Consider the following 16,351-nt stretch of genomic DNA (forward strand, 5'->3'; position numbering starts at 1 on the left):
GCGCGTTCCGCGCGGAACCGCGTTCGAAGCCGAACCGCGCGCGTCCGAAGGGCGGGCGGCCGGGAATGGGCCCGACCCGGACCGCGTGGACCACCAACTGAACGCTGTACGACGCGCCGTCGGAATTCGACCCGCAGTCGAGTGTTCTGGTCCAGACTGCAACCATGCTGGGGCTACCCGACCATATCCGTGCTTATCTCTTCGACCTCGACGGCGTGCTGACGCAGACCGCCAAAGTGCACGCCGCCGCCTGGAAGTCGATGTTCGACGACTTCCTGCGCGAGGAAGCCCGCCGCACCGGCGACGAGTTCGTGCCGTTCGACCCGGTCGAGGACTACGACCGCTACGTGGACGGCCGGCCGCGGCTGGACGGCACCAGGACCTTCCTGGAGTCCCGCTCGATCGAGTTGCCGGAAGGTGGCGAAGCCGACCCGCCGGGCACCCGCAGCGTGTACGGTCTCAGCACCACCAAGAACGACCTGGTGCTGCGCCTGATCCGTGAGCAGGGCGTTCAGCCGTACCCGGGTTCGGTGGAGTACCTGCACCGGCTGCGGGTGCTCGGCCTGCCGCGGGCGGTGGTCTCGTCCTCCGCCAACTGCCGTGACGTGCTCAAGGCAGCGGGTATCGACGGCCTCTTCGACGTCGTGATCGACGGCCAGGTGGCCAAGCGCGAGGGCCTGCCCGGCAAGCCGGCCCCCGACACCTACCTGGCCGCCGCCAAGACCCTGGGTGTGGAGCCCAAGGACGCGGCGGTCTTCGAGGACGCGCTCGCCGGAGTGGCCTCCGGTCGGGCGGGGGGCTTCGGGACGGTGGTCGGGGTCAACCGGACCGGCCAGCGCGCGGCCCTGCTGGAGAACGGCGCGGACCTGGTGGTCGACGACCTGTCCGAACTGATCGAGGGGGCGGCGCAGTGACCGCACAGGAGGGCTTCGCGGTCGATCCGTGGAGCGTCACCGAACACCGGCTGGACCTGGCCGGCCTGGCCCGCAGTGAATCCGTCTTCGCGCTCTCCAACGGCCACATCGGCCTGCGCGCGAACCTGGACGAGGGCGAGCCGCACGGCCTGCCCGGCACCTATCTCAACGGCGTCTTCGAACTGCGCCCGCTGCCCTACCCGGAGGGCGGCTACGGCTACCCGGAGTCGGGGCAGAGCGTCATCAACGTCACCAACGGCAAGCTGATCCGGCTGCTGGTCGACGACGAGCCGTTCGACCTGCGGTACGGCGAACTGCGCGGCCACCGCCGCTCGCTGGACTTCCGCGAGGGCGTGCTGCGCCGCGAGGCCGAGTGGACCTCGCCGGCCGGCCGGACGATCAAGATCCACACCGCCCGCCTGGTCTCGCTCACCCAGCGGGCGATCGCCGCGGTGCAGTACGAGGTCGAGGCGGTCGACGGTCCGGTCCGGATCGTGGTCCAGTCCGAGCTGGTCGCCAACGAGCAGCTGCCGGAGGGCGGCGAGGGCGACCCGCGGGCGGCGGCCGTGCTGGAGGCGCCGCTGGTCGCCGAGGCGCACCACGCGCACGAGACCAAGGCCACCCTGGTGCACCGCACCCGGTACAGCGGCCTGCGGATCGCGGCCGGCATGGACCACCTGATCGAGGGGCCGGACGGCGTCAGCGTCACCTCGGAGGCCCGGCACGACCAGGCCAGGATCAGCGCCACCACCGTGCTGCAGCCCGGTGAGCGGCTGCGGGTCACCAAGTTCATCGGCTACGGCTGGTCGGCCACCCGCTCGCTGCCGGCCGTGCGCGACCAGGTCGAGGCCGCGATCACCGCCGCCCGGTACTCCAGCTGGGACGGCCTGGTGGCCGAGCAGAAGGCGTACCTGAACGACTTCTGGGACTCCAGCGACATCGAGATCGACGGTGACGTCGAACTCCAGCAGGCGGTCCGGTTCGCGCTCTTCCACGTGCTGCAGGCCTCCGCGCGCAGCGAGGAACGGGCCATCCCGGCCAAGGGGTTGACCGGTCCCGGCTACGACGGACACAGCTTCTGGGACACCGAGACCTTCGTGCTGCCGGTGCTCACCTACTGCGCGCCCGGCGCGGTCGCCCAGGCGCTGCGCTGGCGGTACAGCACGCTGCCGCTGGCCCGCGAGCGGGCCGCCCAACTGGGCCTGGCCGGCGCGGTGTTCCCGTGGCGGACGATCCGCGGTGAGGAGTGCTCGGGCTACTGGCCGGCCGGCACCGCGGCCTTCCACATCGGCGCGGACATCGCGGTCGCCGTGGTCCGCTACGTCCGGGCCACCGGGGACATCGAGTTCGAGCGCAACTACGGCCTGGAGCTGCTGGTCGAGACCGCCCGGATGTGGCGCTCGCTCGGCCACCACGACGCGCAGGGCCGGTTCCGGCTCGAGGGCGTCACCGGGCCCGACGAGTACAGCGCGGTCGCCGACAACAACGTCTTCACCAACCTGATGGCGCAGAGCAACCTGAAGGCCGCGGCCGAGGCCGTGGGCCGCCACCAGTTGGAGGCCGCCGCCCTCGGGGTGAACACCGAGGAGACCGCCGCCTGGCGCGACGCGGCCAAGGCGATGTACATCCCGTACGACGAGAAGCTCGGCGTCCACCCGCAGGCGGACGGCTTCACCGACCACCAGATCTGGGACTTCGAGAACACCCCGCAGGAGAAGTACCCGCTGCTGCTGCACTACCCGTACTTCGACCTGTACCGCAAGCAGGTGGTCAAGCAGTCCGACCTGGTGCTCGCGATGCAGATCAGGGGCGACGCCTTCACGCCCGAGCAGAAGGCCCGCAACTTCGCCTACTACGAGCGCCTGACGGTGCGCGACTCCTCGCTCTCGGCCTGCACCCAGGCCGTGATGGCGGCCGAGGTGGGCCAGCTCGACCTGGCCTACGACTACACCGCCGAGGCCGCCCTGATGGACCTGCACGACCTGGGCGGCAACACCCGCGACGGCCTGCACATGGCCTCGCTGGCCGGCGCCTGCATCGCGCTGGTGGCCGGTTTCGGCGGCATGCGCGACCACGGCGAGTCGCTCGCCTTCCGGCCCCGGCTGCCCGCCGGGCTGACCCGGCTGGGCTTCTCGATGCGGGTGCGCCAGCACCTGCTGAAGGTGGAGATCAGCCACGAGGAGACCAGTTACACGCTGCGCGAGGGCGACAAGCTGCGGGTGGCGCACGACGGTGAGGAACTCTGGGTGGAGGTCGGCGCGCCGGTGCGGCGCCCGACCCTCAACCCGCCGGCCGGTGAGCGGCCGACCCAGCCGCCCGGGCGTGAGCCGGCCCGCCGCGCGCCGCAGGCCGGTCCGCTGAACACCTCGGCGCTGGGCGGGGAGCATCTGGCCGCCGAGTAGACCGAGCGGCCCACGCGGCCGACAGCAGTGCGGCGCCGCCGGGTTGACCCAGGGTCAGCCCGGCGGCGCACGTCGTTCGAGGGGCCGGAACGGGACGGCGGCAGTGCCGGGCGAGGCGGCCAGGTCGGCCGGGCACCGGATTTTTTGCCTCTGAGGCACATTTGTTGCCCTGGGGGCACAACGGGTGTGGACTGGTCCCATGACCAGCGAATCCGACGAGGGCGAACTGCCCGGACTCGGTGCCCGCCTGCGCGAGCACCGGCTGGCCGCTCGCCTCACCCTGGAGGTCGCGGCCTCCAGAGCCGGGCTCTCGCCAGCCTACCTCTCCCGGCTGGAGACCGGCCGTCGCCAGCCCTCGCTGCCGGTGCTGCTCGCGCTCGCCCGGCTCTACGGCGCCACGGTGGCCGGTCTGCTCGGCGAACAGCCCGGCGTGCCCGACCCCGTGGTCCGCGGCGGCGAGATCACCCCGAGCACCACCGGCGGCTGGGGCTACCGGCGGGCCGGGGTGGCGGGCCTGGCCATGCAGGCGCTGCGGGTGTGGATCCCGCCCGGCCTGCAGGACGCCGTGGTGCGGGTGCACGCCGGCGAGGAGTGGCTGCACGTCACCCGGGGCCGGCTGCGGCTGGCCCTGGGGGAGACCGGCTACCTGCTGGAACCGGGCGACAGCGCCCAGTTCGACTCGCTCACCCCGCACCGCTTCGCCGCCGAGGGCACCGAGGGCGTGGAACTGCTCTTCGTCCACACCCTGTTGCAGAGCCCGGCCAGCGACCTCTGCCTGCCGGTGCCGAACCGCGCACCCTGACCATCCTCCGGAACAGGAGCTCGACCATGGCTGTCCAGCACCCCCGTCCGCACTACGCCCCCACCACCGACGGCGGCAAGCGCACCGACCACCGGGTGGCGATCCGGGTCGGCATCTACCTGGCCGCGGCGCACGGCTTCGCCGCCTTCCTCTACCTGCTCTTCTGGCTCGGCGCCCACCGCGGCTGACGGGTACTCACGAGAGCCGCCGGTCGGACCGGCGCTACTCGTCCGCGTCGCCGGGGGCGACCAGGCCGGTCTCGTAGGCGAGGACCACGGCCTGGGCGCGGTCGCGCAGTGCGAGCTTGGCGAAGATCCGGGCCACATGGGTCTTCACGGTGGCTTCGCTCAGCGTGAGTTCGCGGGCGAGTTCGGCGTTGGAACGGCCCCGGCCGAGCAGGGTGAGCACCTCCAGCTCACGGGGGGTCAGGGGGGTGAGGTCGCGGTGCACCGCGGGGGCGGCCGTCGCGGGGGCCGGGCCCGCCGTGCTGCCGCCGGTGGCGAAGCGCTCCACCAGGCGGCGGGTGATCGAGGGGGCGAGCAGCGCGTCGCCGGTGCTCACCAGGCGGACGGCGGCGACCAGGTGGTCGGACGTGACGTCCTTGAGCAGGAAGCCGCTGGCCCCGAGCGACAGCGCGGCGTACACGTACTGGTCCAGGTCGAAGGTGGTCAGCATGATCACCCGGCACTGCGGGGCCTCGGCCAGCACCTGCCGGGCGGCGGTCAGTCCGTCCATGGTGGGCATCCGGATGTCCATCAGCACCACGTCGGGCCGCAGCCGCCGGGCCGCCGCCACCGCCTCGGCGCCGTCGGCGGCCTCGCCGACCACCTCGATGCCGCGGGCGGCCAGGATCAGCCGGAAACCGGTGCGGACCAGGGCCTGGTCATCGGCGATCAGCACCCGGGGCGCCGGCTCGTCCGCACCGAGGCCGGCACCTAGACCGGCACCCATCCCAGCACCCATCCCGGTACCCGTGTCGGTACTCACGACGGATCCCCCGCCCGGTCCAGCGGCCGGTCCAGCGGGATCCGGGCCCGGACCCGGAAGCCGCCGCCCAGCCGCCGCCGGGCGTCCAGGTCGCCGCCGTACACGGCCACCCGCTCGCGCAGTCCGAGCAGCCCGCGCCCGGCGCCGTCCGCGTCGCGCGCCCGGCGCACCCCGCCACCGGCCCCCGAGAGCACGCTCGGCCCGCTGTTCAGCACCTCCACCCGCAACGCGTGGTCCGCGTACCGCACCGTCACCTCGGCCCGCTCCGCCTCGCCGTGCTTGAGCGCGTTGGTCAGCGCCTCCTGCACGATCCGGTACGCCGTCACATCGATCCCCTCGGGCAGCTTCCGGGGCTCCCCGGAGATCCGCACCTCGACCGGCAGTCCGGCGAAGGCGATCCGGTCCACCAGTGCCCCCAGCCGCCGCAGACCCGGTTGCGGCGCGAGCGCGGCCGATCCGCCCAGCTCCGCCTCCTCGCTGCCGTCCGCGGCCGGCGCCAGCAGTCCCAGCAGATGCCGCAGTTCGGTCAGCGCGTCGCGCCCGGCGCCCTCCACGGCGCGCAGCGCGGTCGCCGCCTCCTCGGGCAGCACGGTCAGCACCTCGCGGGCGGCGCCGGCCTGGACCACCATGACGCTCACGTTGTGGCTGACGATGTCGTGCAGCTCGCCGGCGATCCTGGCCCGCTCGGCGTCCACGGCGGTGCGCGCCGCGCTCTCGCGTTCGCGTTCGAGCAGCCAGCCGCGCTCTTCAAGTGCTGTCCGGTGCCGTCGCGTTGCCCGTAATAGCGCCACCCCGAGCACTGCGGCCGCGGCGCCGGCCAGCGCGGCGATGACCGCCAGGCCGATGGTCGGCCAGCCATTCCCCGTAGTCCCCACGAGGAGTACCTTCGCAGCTCGGGGGTCTGCCGCGCATCATCCGGCGGGGGCAGCGGCTACATCCCGGGGATGACCCGGGCGGCTCGCTCGGCGTGCTGCCGGGCGGTCACTGCCCGTCGGACTCCCCGTAGCCGGGCTGCGGGCGGGCCGGCACGGTGGCCATCGAGCGCAGGCCGCGGATGATCGCCAGGTTGCGGCGCAAGGCGGCCCAGCCGGTGAGCTGTTCGGGCGCGGTGGTGACGCGGCGCCCCGGGCCGGACGGCTTGCCGGCGGCCCGCTGGGCGGGGAGCGTGCCGGCGGCGGCCTGGCAGGCCGCGTGCTGCGCGGTGGTCGGCTGCGTCATGGGCCCTCGTCCTTCGCCGGTCGGTTCGCGGGTGAGCTCGGGTACGGCGTGGTGCGCCGTCCGCTGTAGCTACCCGGACGGGGGCCAGTCTGACCCTGGTTCGGCGACGAAACGGTCTCGATCGTCACCCGAATCCGTACCGGATGGGACTTTAGTCCCCTTTTCTGAGTCTTAGCTGATCGGATGCCTGTCCGATCAGTCCGCCGATCCGCATCAGGCCCGGCCGGGCCACTCCCGCAGGCCGCTGGTCAGCAGTCCGATCAGCCGGTCCTGGGTCACCGTCAGGTCCTCGCTCATCTGGAAGGCCCCGGCGATCACCAGGGAGGCGAAGCCGTGTGAGAGCGCCCGGACGGTGCGGGCCGCGTGCACCGCCTCGGTGTCCGCGATCCCGTAGCCCTGCAGCACCTTGAAGATGGTGCCGATCAGCGCGCTGGAGGCGCCGATCAACTGCTGGTCGCCGCTGGACGGGCTCTGCGGCAGGGCGGCGTAGCGGTTCGGGTACTCGGTCGCGTAGCCGTGGTAGGCGCGCAGCAGCGCGGCGATCGCGGCGTCCCCGCTGAGGCCGGCGATGGCGGCGTCCAAGGTGGCCCCGAGGTCGCCGGTGACCCGGATGCCGATCAGCCGGCGCAGTCCGCCCAGCCCTCCGGGCACGTGCTTGTAGAGCGAGGGGGCGGCCACCTTGGCGCGCAGCGCCACGGCCGCCAGGGTCAGCGCCTCGGGACCGTCGGCGTCGATCAGCGCGAGCGCGTGGTCGACCACGAGGTCGGGGGTCAGTCCGGCGCGGGGCATCAGGCCACCTCGGCGAGGAAGGGGAGCAGGGCGTCGGCGGTGGCCTGCGGGTAGTCCGACATCGGGTAGTGCCCGGCACCGTCGATGATCACCTTACGGGCGTTGAGCACCTTCGCCTGCCGCTCGGCCACCAGCTCCGGCTTCTGGAAGTCGGGGTCCTTGCTGCCCATCACGACCAGCGCGGGGGAGCGGAAGCCCACGGTCCAGCCGACCGGCGCCGAGTCGCCCCGGACGTGGCCGCGGGTGGCCTGCTTGCGGCCGGGCGTGCGCAGGTCGGCGACCAGGCCGGCGACGTACTGCGTGTGGTCGGCCGGCTTGGTGGTGGGCATCGCCATCTTGTTCAGGTAGTAGCCCCAGACCTTGGGGAAGGCGATCACCGCGGAGCCGAGCAGGTGGACCGCGCCGCGCATCAGCGCGTTCGCGGGCGGCTGCTCGATGAACGCGTCCAGCAGGGCGATGCCGGCCACCCGCTCGGGGGCCAGGGTGGCCGCCTTCACCACGCTGGCGCCGGTGTAGGAGTGGCCGACCAGGACGGCCTTGGCGATGTCCAGGTGGTCGAGCAGGGCGAGCACGTCGTCGGCGATCGCGGCGGGGGTGTAGTCGTCCCAGCTGATCGAGGACTCGCCGAAGCCCCGCAGATCCATGGTGATCACCCGGTGTCCGGCGGCGATGAGCAGTGGGCGCAGGTGCCGGTACTCGAGGCGGGTGTCCAGCATGCCGGGCAGCAGGACCACCGGGGTGCCGGGGCCGGCGGTGTCGTCGAAGGCGAGGCTGCCGCCGGGGAGCTGCAGGAACCGGGTCCGGGGGGTGGTGGTGGCGTTCACGGCAAGCCTCCTGGGCTTCCGAGGGGCGGTGTCGGCGGCTTGCCGACACTCATAAAGCTATGGCTAATAGCCTTAGCCGTCAAGTCCTCGACGGCTTCCCCCGCCGGGCTTCCCGGCCCGGGTCGGTCAGGCCCGGGTCGGTCAGGCCCCGTCGGCCCGGAACGGGTCGTGCTCGGCGAGCAGCTTCTCCAGCCGGGCCTGGTCGACCCGGGTGACGATCTCGCCGGCCTCCTGTCTGTCGCGGATCACTTTGGCGAGGGTGAAGGCGGAGGTGACCGTGTAGAGCAGGCCGAGAGCGAGGAAGGCTCGGGTCCAGGCGGTCACCGGCAGATAGGCGATACCGATCGCGAGCCCGCCGGCGGCGAGTGCGAAGGAGAGGATCGCCTGGACGTAATAGGCGGACGATGGCTGTGGGCGGATCGCGGAAGTCATGCCTGAAGGATGGTCAACTCCCGTGCCCAGCACCTGAGTACACCTACTCAGATCGGTGCCGCAATGAGGTGTCCGGCGCCTCTGTCATGACGCGGCCATGACGTTAAATGGGTATGACAATCCGTTCGGAGCGGCTTGGAATCGCGGGCTCGTGGGATTAACGTTTGATAACGCAGCGCGGTCGGCAACGCCGTACCCGAAACGGCACCGTGCGCCGTCGCCTAATCCACGACCCGGCCCTGCGGCCGGGCCGGGAGCCGGGGAACCACGTTCCTTGGGGTGAATCGGCTCGGCCCAGGCTGGATCAGCCCAGGTCGAACCGTAGGAGACCTTCCTGCTCCGAACCCGTCAGCTAACCCGGTAGGCGAGAGGGAAGGAAAGGAGCGCGCCCCCGTGGCGTTGACGCACTCTCCGGAGAGCCGCACCGAGTCGAGCGGCACCGGACTGCTCGACCACCCCGGCGCTCCCGCCGACCTCGCCCGGCACCGGGTGCCCCGCCAGGCGCGGGCCGGTGCTCCGGTCCTCGGCGTCACCGCGATGGCCGCCGCGCTCGGTGCCACCACCGGCCTGACCGCCACCGCCGCGGCTGCCGCCACCCCGACCCCCGCGCCCACCACCGCGATCACCGCGCCGGACGGGACCGCCGCCACCGACCAGGACGGCGCCGCCGACCCCGGCCTCGCGCTGGCCGCGCGGATCCAGCAGCAGGCGGACACCCGGCGCACCGCCGCCGAGGAGGCCGCGCGGCTGGAGGCGGCCCACGAGGCGGCCGCCAAGCGCGCGGCGCAGCAGGCCGTCGCCGCGGCCCAGGTCCGGACCGAGGCCCAGCCGCAGGCACCCGTCGCCGAGCCGCCGGTGGCCGAGGCCCCGGTCGCCGAGGCCGCGCCGGCCCCGACCGTGCGGCCGCCGCTGGCCAAGTACACGCTCGGCGCCGGCCAGGACCCGTCCGCCGCGCACTGGGCGCAGCTGCGGACCGGCCTCGACCTCGCCGCGCCCGCCGGCACCCCGGTCACCGCGATCACGGCGGGGACCGTCAGCTCGGCCGGCTGGTCCGGCACGTACGGCTACCGGGTGATCCAGACCCTGCCGGACGGCACCGAGCTCTGGTACTGCCACCTCGCCGCGATCACCGTCCCCGCCGGCCCGGTCGCCCCCGGCACCGTGCTCGGCCAGGTCGGTGCCACCGGCGCGGCCGCGGGCCCGCGGCCGGGCGGTGTCCCCGGGGGCCCGCAGCTGCACCTGGAGGTCCGGCCGGCCGGCGCCGGCCCGGTCGACCCCGCCGGCTGGCTGCGCGCGCACGGCGTCGAACTCTGACGGCGGCCCCGCCACCAGCCTGAGCCCGGCGCTGAGCCCGGCCCCGCGGCCGGGTCAGGCCGGGTCAGGCCGGCTCGCCCGGCCAGTCCCCGATGTCCGGCAGTTCGACCAGGCCGCGCTTGACGATGTAGCCGTCCACCTCGGCGGCGCCCGGTTCCGGAGCCAGCTCCTGGTACTCGGTCAGCAGCAGCGCGGGCAGCCCGGGGACGGTCCACTCGCCGAGCAGCCGCAGCGCCTCCTGCTGCACGGCGGCCTCGAAGGCGGGGAAGTCGCCGGCGAGTTCGGCCGGCATCGGCAGTCCCAGCGCGTTGCGCCCGGCCAGGTTGCGGTAGCTGCGCTGCATCAGGCGGTTCTCGATCAGCAGCCGGGCGCCGTCGGTGGCCATCCCGATCGAGAGCAGCACGCCCTCGGTCCAGCCGGCCGCACCCTCCGGCTGGTCGAGCCCGGACAGCTCGGCGAAGGCGGCGATCCGGTCCGCCTCGGCCAGTTCCCGGAAGCCGTCGAGCCACTCGCGCACCGCCGCCGGTGAACCGGTGTCCACGGCGGCCTCGCGCAGCAGCAGGGTGTAGAGCCGGGGCCAGGTCAGCAGGTGCGGCTGGCGCAGCAGCCCGGCCAGCAGCTCGCCCTGCCAGTCGGCCTCCTCGTGCAGGCGCTGCTGCCGCTTGGCGTTGAGTCGCTTGACGGCCCGCTGGTGGTCGGTCAGCAGCCGCACGGCCGCCCCGTAGGCGAGCGGCGACTGCTCCTCGGGCGGCTGCACGTACAGGTGGATCCGCTCGTAGAGCAACTCCTGGAGCAGCGTCGAGGTCAGTTCGGGGAAGCCGTCGTGCAACTGCGCGTCACCCAGTTCGAGCAGCGTCAGCACCGCGTTCACCGCCGCCTCGGGCACCGGCGCGAAACCCTGCTCCTCGGCCCATCGCAGCAGCTCAGCGGTGTGCGGTCGGGGTGCGAGCCGCAGGTCTTCCTGGTCCATGGCAGGTACGGTAACCGCTCGCGGGCCCACTACCGTACCTGCCATGCATCCCGTCCTGCTCACCGGGCCGCGACTGACCATCCGCGAGTTCCACCACGTACCGCGCGACGTCGACGCCCTGCACGCGATCTTCGGCGACCCCGAGACCGCCCGATTCCTGCCCTTCGAGCCGCGTGACCGGGAGGACTGCGCCGACCAGGTCGCGCTCTACCTGGAGGAGGCCGAGAACACCCCGCGCACCGTCTACCGGCTGGCCGTCACGCTGACCGAGGAGGGCGAGGACGCCGTGCCGCTCGGCAACGCGGTCCTCGGCGTCGAGGGACACCCCGGCCAGCGGGCGGCGTTCATCGGCTACGCGCTGCGCCGGGACGTCTGGGGTCGCGGCTACGCCACCGAGATCGCCCGGCTGCTCTGCGACTTCGGCTTCAACACCCTGGGCCTGCACCGGCTGGCCGCCCGGCTCGACCCGCAGAACCTGGCCTCCGCCCGGGTGCTGCGCAAGCTCGGCTTCCAGTTGGAGGGGCGGCTGCGGGACGACCTCTACCTGCGCGGCGCCTGGCACGACGCGCTGCAGTACTCGCTGCTCGAGGAGGAGTGGCCGACCGGGGGTTAACCCCACCCCCGGAGTGGCGGGCAGCCGGATACCGTCGCCGACCGTGCCACGGCAGGGTGTGGGTATGACGATGACGAGCTCGCCGCACCGCCCCTCGTTCGGCCGCAGGACCTACCAGGAGGTCGGCTATGTGTTCGCCTCCCTCTTCACCGCGATCGTCGGCTTCGTCTGGACCGTCGCCTTCTTCATGCTCGGCACCGGAACCCTGGTGACCGCGCTCGGCTTCCCGGTGTTCGCGCTGCTGCTCGTCGGGGCGCGCGGGCTCGGCGCGGTCGAGCGCGGACGGGTGGCCCGGCTGCTCGGCACCCGGCTGCCCGCGCCGCCCGCTCCGGTGCGGGCGCCGGGCACCGGCCTCTGGGGGCGGATCACCGCGCAGCTGACCGACCCGGCGGGGTGGCGGGCGGTCGCCTACCACCTGCTGATGTTCCCCTGGCACCTGATCAGCTTCGTCCTGACCGTCACCTTCTGGGCCCTCGGCTTCGCGCTGGCGCTGCTGCCCGCCTACAACTGGGTCTTCCCGAAGTACGTGGGCTGGCCCGGCTACCGCCTCTACGACTTCCAGCGGGACGGGGTGCACCACGTCTACTACCTCGCGCACTTCTGGCAGCTGGCCGCCGCCTCGCTGACGGGCTTCCTGCTGCTCGTCCTGGCGGCCGGGCTGACCCACGCGTCGACCGCCGTCTCGCGCCGCGCGGCAGCCGCCCTGCTGTCCGCCTGACGTGCTGTAACGGATGCGGGGCGGGCGGCCCCGTGCTCGGCTGGGAGCATGCTGATCACCTCCCGGCCGCTGGACGAGTACTGCGGCATCTTCGGCCTCAGCCGCGCCGAGCTGCGGGCGCTGCCCGGTCCGGTGCTCGACTGTCCGGGCGGTGCCGCGGGACTGGTCGCCGAGGCCAGGGCGCTGGGCTGCCGGGTGCTGGCCGCCGACCCCGCCTACGCCGACCCGGGCCCCGAGCTGCTGGCCCAGGCCGAGGCGGCCCGGCACACCATGGCCCGCGCGATGCCCGCCGCTCCGCAGCGCCACCTCGCGCCGCGCCACCGGTCCTACGACTCGTACCTGCGCAGCTGGGACCGGGCCCGCGCGCTGTTCGCCGCCGACCGGGCCGCCCACCCCGGCGACTACGTGGCCGCCGCGCTGCCCGCGCTGCCGTTCGCGGACGACAGCTTCGCCCTCACCCTCAGCTCCTATCTGCTCTTCGCCTACCCCGAGCGGTTCGCCCCGGCCGACCAACTGGCCGCGCTGCGCGAACTGGTCCGGGTCACCGCGCCGGACGGCGAGGTCCGGGTCCACCCGCTGCACGACGCCGAGAGCCGCCGCTGCCCGCACCTGGCCGAGCTGCGCGCCGCGCTCGGTGCCCAGGGCATCAGCAGCGAACTGCGCACCGTGCGGGCGCCGGGCGACGGGCGCCGCCGCTACCTACTCGCCCTGACCCGGCATCACCGCTACCGTCCCGTCCCATGGACGAACACCTGAACGGATCCCGGCTGCTGGCGATATCCGGCCTGCGCAACCTGCGTGACCTGGGCGGGCTCGGCGCGGTCCGCACCGGCCTCTGCTACCGCTCCGCCGGGCTGGGCCTGCTGACCGCCGAAGGGGCCAGGGAGCTGGCCAAGCTCGGGCTGCGCACGGTGATCGACCTGCGCGACCCGCTCGAACTGGTGCAACACCCGGACCGTACCCATGACCTGGAAGTCGATCTGGCCAACTTCCCGCTCCTGCCGCAGGACGGGCCCGAGGACCCGCACGGGCTGCCGCTCGACCGGGTCTACCCGCTGATCATCGACACCCAGGGCCCCGCCCTGGTCGCCGTGCTGCGCCGGCTGCTGGAGCCCGAGGCGCTGCCCGCGCTGCTGCACTGCGCGATCGGCCGGGACCGCACCGGCATCGTGACCGCGCTGCTGCTCGATCTGCTGGGGGTGCCCGAGGAGCAGATCATCGCCGACTACATGCTCTCGAACGAGGGGTTGGACCTGCTCGACGGCCCGCGGGAGTACGTGGACGTGCACGGGGTGACCCGGCTCTCGCACCCGGTCGAGGCACGGCTGCTCACCGACCTGCTGGCCCTGGTCCGTGAGCAACACGGCGGCACCGAGGCGTACCTGAGGACCCATGGCCTGAATTCGGCGGAAATCCTTGACCTGCGCGCTACCTTGCGTGAGTGATGATCACCGTACGCACCTCCATACCCAAGTCCGGTCGGTTACTCGTCGCCCTGGTCGCCGGGGCCGCGCTCTTCACCGCGGCGCCGGCCGCGCACGCCGACACCACTCCCAGCGACCAGTGCTCGGCCGCCTTCGACAACGGCGACGCCCGGCTCGGCCCGGCCGAACTGCCCAGCACCGGACCGGTCGGCCGGCAGCTGTTCGGCTACCAGCGCACCGGCGGGGTCAGCGAGTCCGCCTTCGTCGCGCAGTACTACGACTCGGCCGCCGGCGGCTGGAAGTACCCGCCGGACAACGGCTTTCTGATCGGCTTCGACAACCAGCCGATCGAGCTCGACCAGCCGCTCTTCCCCGGTCAGGACATCGACCGCTACGGCTCCGAGTACGGCTCGTTCCTGGCCCCCGAGGGCACCCCGTACGCGAACCGGGCGATCCCGCCGTCGAGCCTGGACGGCAACCCGGCGGCCGGCTGCAACTACCACGACTACCAGGTGGTCAAGGAGTTCGCGGTGCACGGTGGCCCGATCGCCCCGTGGTTCGACCAGCCGGGCCTCGGCTGGCAGTACCAGCTGGACGGCACCCTGATCCCCGGTGCCCCGGCCCAGATCAACGTCGGCTGGCTGATCACCAACGGCTACCTGCAGCGGCTGGGCTGAACCGCGCTCTCAGCCGGTCGGCCGGAGGTGGGTGATCAGGAACCGGGCCTCGGGCGCGGCGTCGGCGGACCAGCTCCAGCCGGCCGGCACGTGCAGGGCCTCGCCCGGCCGCAGGCGGCACCGGAAGGGCCGCGCGGCGCCGGCGGCGGGCGGCGTCAGGAGCCAGGCGGTGGCGCCCACGGTCTGGTGGATCAGCAGATCGTCGGTCGCGGTCCCGGTCAGCGCGCCGCACTCCGGCACGGGTCCGGGCAGGGTCCGGGCGCGCAGACCGGTCAGGTCGGTGAGGCCGTCGGCCAGTGCGTCGAGATCCGCCGCGGCCGCGCCGGCCACCGAGGCCGGGTGCTCGTGCTCGGGCCACAGCACGCCGGGTGCCTTGCCGAGGTAGACCGACAGGAAGAAGGAGAGCTCCTGGAGGTGCGCGGCAGGTTCGGGTACCGGGGCGGCGTCCGCACGCCACTGGTCCATGCTCGCTCCTCCGCCTTCGTGGGCCGGGCCGGCTCTCCGCGGGCCCTGCGCCCGCCGGTCGGCCGCCGCCGGTCAACCATGCCGCACCCGGTGGCCGCCCGGCCATTCACGTGTTCGCGGTCCCGCACGTTCGTGACTTGTCGCCCGGGACTACGTGCGCTGGTCGTCCGGGGTGAGCAGCCCCCGGCTGGCGGCGGCGACTCCGGCCTGGAAGCGGCTGGCGGCGTCCAACTCCTCCATGATGTCAGCGATGTGACGGCGTGCCGTGCGCAGCGACATGCCGAGCCGTCGGGCGATCGCCTCGTCCTTCAGGCCTGCCGCGAGCAGTTGGATGATCGTTTCGTGGATCTCCCGGGACACCTCCTCCAGGCCCTGGCTGGCGGCGTCGGCGAACGGCTGGGCCCGGTCCCAGGTCTGCTCGAAGATGGTGCACAGGTAGGCCACCGTGGACGGCTCGCGGATCACCACGGCCCCCCAACTGCCGTCCTTGACCGGGATGAAGGCCAGCTCGCGGTCGAAGATGATCAGGCGGCCGAACAACTCGTGCGCGGTGCGGTACTGCGCGCCCAGCGCGGAGGCGGTGGCCACGTAGGCCTGGCTGGGGCCGTTGAACCGGGCGGTGTGGTGGTAGAGGGTGCGGATCGCGATCCCGCGTTCCAGCATCGCCCGGTCCCGGGCGAGGGCCTCCTCCATGGCGGCGGGCACCCGGGCGCCGCCGCCGGGCTGGGAGGCCAGCACCTCCTTGCAGCAGCGGTCCGACGCGTTGTTGAGGGCGACGCGCACGGCCTGGACGCTGTCCAGGACCTGCAGGCCCTCGGCGGGTGAGTGGCGCTGGTAGTAGTGCGGGACGAAGCGGCCCAGCTGCGCGCGGACGCCGGCCAGGTGCTGCTGCTGCTCGCGGATCCGGGCCTCCACCGGGGCGGCCAGCTGGGCCGCCGCCGTCTCCGGCGCCACGGCGAAGGCGACCGAGGGGTCGTCGGGGCTCACGTGCAGCAGATGGGCCTGCCGCAGCCGCTCGACGCTCAGTTCGAACTCCTCGGGACCCAGCCCGGTCGCCGCGGCGGCGTCCGGGTCCACCCGGCGGTGTTCGAGAACCCAGGTGTAGACCGCCAGATCGGCGGCGTTCAGTTCGGGAACGACGCCGAGATGGTCTGTTTGGGCGTTTTCCTTCACGTTCGTCCCCAGGTCGCTTTACTGCCACGCAGTTTGCTGAGGCGCACACCTCATGGCGCTCAGGATAGGCACGGAAGAAGCTGTATTTAACAACGAAGCAGCGGCGGTTTTCCGAGGTCGGGCCCGTCGAGAAGCCAGGAGGTTGGATATGAAGCGTTCCATGCTGGCAAAGGTGTTCGCGGCTGCGGCCATGGTCGCGGCACTGCTCGGCGCGGCGCAGACCAGTGCGACCGCGGCGGTGCCGCCCGTGCAGGTGTCGGCGGCGGCGGCCCCGTCCGGTGCGTCGAGCGGCGGCACGCAGACCCTCACCGGTGACACGTCCTGGGGCGGCTGACCGTCACCCGCGAGGTCCACAGTCGACGAATCGGGAGCTCAGCATGACGGAAACCGCTATCTCCGGACCCGCGCTCGCCCCTCGGGAGCAGGAGGTCCTCGCTCTACTCGCCCAGGGTGAGACGTACGGCGCGATCGCCCGCCGCCTGGGGGTCAGTCCGCACACGGTCGACACCTATCTGCGCCGGCTGCGCAGCAAGACGGGCACCACCAACCGGACCCAGCTCGCCTATCTCGCCTTCCAACTCGGCTATGGCGGCTGATCCCGACGGCCTGACACCTCTGCGGGGAGCCAC

Annotated in this window: 21 protein-coding genes and 1 riboswitch; of the genes, 12 read left to right on the top strand and 9 right to left on the bottom strand. The window is 73.1% G+C overall.

The features are described from left to right. Positions 1-164 precede the first annotated feature (164 nt). From OG403_RS20190 to OG403_RS20205, 4 genes are all read left to right on the top strand, one after another. The gene (locus OG403_RS20190; RefSeq protein WP_329566359.1) at positions 165-914 is read left to right on the top strand and encodes an HAD family hydrolase; all 750 of its coding nucleotides are present in this window, start codon (positions 165-167) and stop codon (positions 912-914) included. After that, positions 911-3,316: a glycoside hydrolase family 65 protein gene (locus tag OG403_RS20195; RefSeq protein WP_329566361.1), complete on the top strand. Its 2,406-nt coding sequence runs from the start codon at positions 911-913 to the stop codon at positions 3,314-3,316. Before OG403_RS20190 ends, OG403_RS20195 begins: the two co-directional genes overlap by 4 nt. Positions 3,317-3,515: 199 nt before the next feature. Further along, positions 3,516-4,118 (top strand): helix-turn-helix domain-containing protein, encoded by a 603-nt coding sequence (locus tag OG403_RS20200; RefSeq protein ID WP_329566362.1) that lies wholly within the window; start codon positions 3,516-3,518, stop codon positions 4,116-4,118. Between the two features lie 26 nt (positions 4,119-4,144). Continuing rightward, positions 4,145-4,306, top strand: a complete 162-nt coding sequence (locus OG403_RS20205; protein ID WP_329566363.1) for a DUF6126 family protein — start codon at positions 4,145-4,147, stop codon at positions 4,304-4,306. A gap of 34 nt (positions 4,307-4,340) precedes the next feature. Here OG403_RS20205 and OG403_RS20210 read toward each other — a convergent pair whose 3' ends face one another. The 6 genes from OG403_RS20210 to OG403_RS20235 all read right to left on the bottom strand — a co-directional run bounded on the left by OG403_RS20210 (position 4,341) and on the right by OG403_RS20235 (position 8,368). Next, complete coding sequence (locus OG403_RS20210; RefSeq protein WP_329572387.1) at positions 4,341-5,069, bottom strand: response regulator transcription factor; 729 nt, start codon at positions 5,067-5,069, stop codon at positions 4,341-4,343. Positions 5,070-5,101: 32 nt separating this feature from the next. Beyond that, positions 5,102-5,980, bottom strand: a complete 879-nt coding sequence (locus tag OG403_RS20215; RefSeq protein WP_329566366.1) for a sensor histidine kinase — start codon at positions 5,978-5,980, stop codon at positions 5,102-5,104. A gap of 106 nt (positions 5,981-6,086) precedes the next feature. After that, the gene (locus OG403_RS20220) at positions 6,087-6,323 is read right to left on the bottom strand and encodes a hypothetical protein (protein ID WP_329566368.1); all 237 of its coding nucleotides are present in this window, start codon (positions 6,321-6,323) and stop codon (positions 6,087-6,089) included. Between the two features lie 213 nt (positions 6,324-6,536). Next, entirely contained in the window at positions 6,537-7,112 is a 576-nt protein-coding gene (locus OG403_RS20225) for a TetR-like C-terminal domain-containing protein (RefSeq protein WP_329566371.1), read from the bottom strand. Continuing rightward, positions 7,112-7,936: an alpha/beta fold hydrolase gene (locus tag OG403_RS20230; RefSeq protein WP_329566373.1), complete on the bottom strand. Its 825-nt coding sequence runs from the start codon at positions 7,934-7,936 to the stop codon at positions 7,112-7,114. The genes OG403_RS20225 and OG403_RS20230 overlap by 1 nt, the downstream gene beginning before the upstream one ends. 141 nt (positions 7,937-8,077) lie before the next feature. Next, on the bottom strand, positions 8,078-8,368 hold the full coding sequence (locus OG403_RS20235; protein WP_329566375.1) for a YiaA/YiaB family inner membrane protein: 291 nt from the start codon (positions 8,366-8,368) through the stop codon (positions 8,078-8,080). Between the two features lie 208 nt (positions 8,369-8,576). Beyond that, a riboswitch (cyclic di-AMP (ydaO/yuaA leader) is annotated at positions 8,577-8,750 on the top strand. Between the two features lie 11 nt (positions 8,751-8,761). Here OG403_RS20235 and OG403_RS20240 point away from each other — a divergent pair. Next, positions 8,762-9,682, top strand: coding sequence for a M23 family metallopeptidase (locus OG403_RS20240; RefSeq protein WP_329566377.1), 921 nt, complete (start codon positions 8,762-8,764; stop codon positions 9,680-9,682). Between the two features lie 64 nt (positions 9,683-9,746). Here the strand turns inward: OG403_RS20240 and OG403_RS20245 are convergent, their stop codons facing one another. After that, entirely contained in the window at positions 9,747-10,652 is a 906-nt protein-coding gene (locus tag OG403_RS20245) for a hypothetical protein (RefSeq protein WP_329566379.1), read from the bottom strand. 43 nt (positions 10,653-10,695) lie between these two features. Between OG403_RS20245 and OG403_RS20250 the strand changes: the two genes are divergently transcribed. The 5 genes from OG403_RS20250 (at position 10,696) to OG403_RS20270 (ending at position 14,084) form a co-directional block, all read left to right on the top strand. Then, positions 10,696-11,265, top strand: a complete 570-nt coding sequence (locus OG403_RS20250) for a GNAT family N-acetyltransferase (protein ID WP_329566381.1) — start codon at positions 10,696-10,698, stop codon at positions 11,263-11,265. Between the two features lie 64 nt (positions 11,266-11,329). Next, complete coding sequence (locus tag OG403_RS20255) at positions 11,330-11,983, top strand: sensor domain-containing protein (protein ID WP_329566383.1); 654 nt, start codon at positions 11,330-11,332, stop codon at positions 11,981-11,983. A 48-nt stretch (positions 11,984-12,031) separates the two neighbouring features. After that, the gene (locus tag OG403_RS20260; protein ID WP_329566385.1) at positions 12,032-12,739 is read left to right on the top strand and encodes a methyltransferase domain-containing protein; all 708 of its coding nucleotides are present in this window, start codon (positions 12,032-12,034) and stop codon (positions 12,737-12,739) included. Beyond that, on the top strand, positions 12,724-13,428 hold the full coding sequence (locus OG403_RS20265; protein WP_329566387.1) for a tyrosine-protein phosphatase: 705 nt from the start codon (positions 12,724-12,726) through the stop codon (positions 13,426-13,428). The genes OG403_RS20260 and OG403_RS20265 overlap by 16 nt, the downstream gene beginning before the upstream one ends. Beyond that, positions 13,428-14,084, top strand: coding sequence for a TNT domain-containing protein (locus tag OG403_RS20270; protein WP_329572389.1), 657 nt, complete (start codon positions 13,428-13,430; stop codon positions 14,082-14,084). Before OG403_RS20265 ends, OG403_RS20270 begins: the two co-directional genes overlap by 1 nt. Positions 14,085-14,093: 9 nt before the next feature. Here the strand turns inward: OG403_RS20270 and OG403_RS20275 are convergent, their stop codons facing one another. Beyond that, positions 14,094-14,549: a hypothetical protein gene (locus tag OG403_RS20275; RefSeq protein WP_329566389.1), complete on the bottom strand. Its 456-nt coding sequence runs from the start codon at positions 14,547-14,549 to the stop codon at positions 14,094-14,096. 150 nt (positions 14,550-14,699) lie between these two features. Further along, positions 14,700-15,722, bottom strand: a complete 1,023-nt coding sequence (locus OG403_RS20280) for a helix-turn-helix transcriptional regulator (protein ID WP_329566391.1) — start codon at positions 15,720-15,722, stop codon at positions 14,700-14,702. Positions 15,723-15,870: 148 nt separating this feature from the next. Between OG403_RS20280 and OG403_RS20285 the strand changes: the two genes are divergently transcribed. Both OG403_RS20285 and OG403_RS20290 read left to right on the top strand, forming a co-directional pair. After that, positions 15,871-16,056, top strand: a complete 186-nt coding sequence (locus tag OG403_RS20285; RefSeq protein WP_329566393.1) for a hypothetical protein — start codon at positions 15,871-15,873, stop codon at positions 16,054-16,056. Positions 16,057-16,099: 43 nt separating this feature from the next. Further along, a complete protein-coding gene (locus tag OG403_RS20290) occupies positions 16,100-16,318 on the top strand; it encodes a response regulator transcription factor (protein ID WP_329566395.1) in 219 nt (72 codons plus the stop codon). Positions 16,319-16,351: the final 33 nt, after the last annotated feature.

The organism is Kitasatospora sp. NBC_01266 (assembly GCF_036242395.1).
In the GTDB taxonomy this organism is placed as follows: domain Bacteria; phylum Actinomycetota; class Actinomycetes; order Streptomycetales; family Streptomycetaceae; genus Kitasatospora.

Excerpts from the sequence above, each read along its gene's own strand:
- OG403_RS20255 (WP_329566383.1), top strand. The coding sequence starts at position 11,330 with ATGACGATGACGAGCTCGCCGCACCGCCCCTCGTTCGGCCGCAGGACC.
- OG403_RS20190 (WP_329566359.1), top strand. The coding sequence starts at position 165 with ATGCTGGGGCTACCCGACCATATCCGTGCTTATCTCTTCGACCTCGAC.
- OG403_RS20260 (WP_329566385.1), top strand. The coding sequence starts at position 12,032 with ATGCTGATCACCTCCCGGCCGCTGGACGAGTACTGCGGCATCTTCGGC.
- OG403_RS20225 (WP_329566371.1), bottom strand. The coding sequence starts at position 7,112 with ATGCCCCGCGCCGGACTGACCCCCGACCTCGTGGTCGACCACGCGCTC.
- OG403_RS20270 (WP_329572389.1), top strand. The coding sequence starts at position 13,428 with ATGATCACCGTACGCACCTCCATACCCAAGTCCGGTCGGTTACTCGTC.
- OG403_RS20235 (WP_329566375.1), bottom strand. The coding sequence starts at position 8,368 with ATGACTTCCGCGATCCGCCCACAGCCATCGTCCGCCTATTACGTCCAG.
- OG403_RS20220 (WP_329566368.1), bottom strand. The coding sequence starts at position 6,323 with ATGACGCAGCCGACCACCGCGCAGCACGCGGCCTGCCAGGCCGCCGCC.
- OG403_RS20250 (WP_329566381.1), top strand. The coding sequence starts at position 10,696 with ATGCATCCCGTCCTGCTCACCGGGCCGCGACTGACCATCCGCGAGTTC.
- OG403_RS20210 (WP_329572387.1), bottom strand. The coding sequence starts at position 5,069 with ATGGGTGCCGGTCTAGGTGCCGGCCTCGGTGCGGACGAGCCGGCGCCC.
- OG403_RS20245 (WP_329566379.1), bottom strand. The coding sequence starts at position 10,652 with ATGGACCAGGAAGACCTGCGGCTCGCACCCCGACCGCACACCGCTGAG.
- OG403_RS20290 (WP_329566395.1), top strand. The coding sequence starts at position 16,100 with ATGACGGAAACCGCTATCTCCGGACCCGCGCTCGCCCCTCGGGAGCAG.
- OG403_RS20200 (WP_329566362.1), top strand. The coding sequence starts at position 3,516 with ATGACCAGCGAATCCGACGAGGGCGAACTGCCCGGACTCGGTGCCCGC.
- OG403_RS20285 (WP_329566393.1), top strand. The coding sequence starts at position 15,871 with ATGAAGCGTTCCATGCTGGCAAAGGTGTTCGCGGCTGCGGCCATGGTC.
- OG403_RS20275 (WP_329566389.1), bottom strand. The coding sequence starts at position 14,549 with ATGGACCAGTGGCGTGCGGACGCCGCCCCGGTACCCGAACCTGCCGCG.
- OG403_RS20205 (WP_329566363.1), top strand. The coding sequence starts at position 4,145 with ATGGCTGTCCAGCACCCCCGTCCGCACTACGCCCCCACCACCGACGGC.
- OG403_RS20265 (WP_329566387.1), top strand. The coding sequence starts at position 12,724 with ATGGACGAACACCTGAACGGATCCCGGCTGCTGGCGATATCCGGCCTG.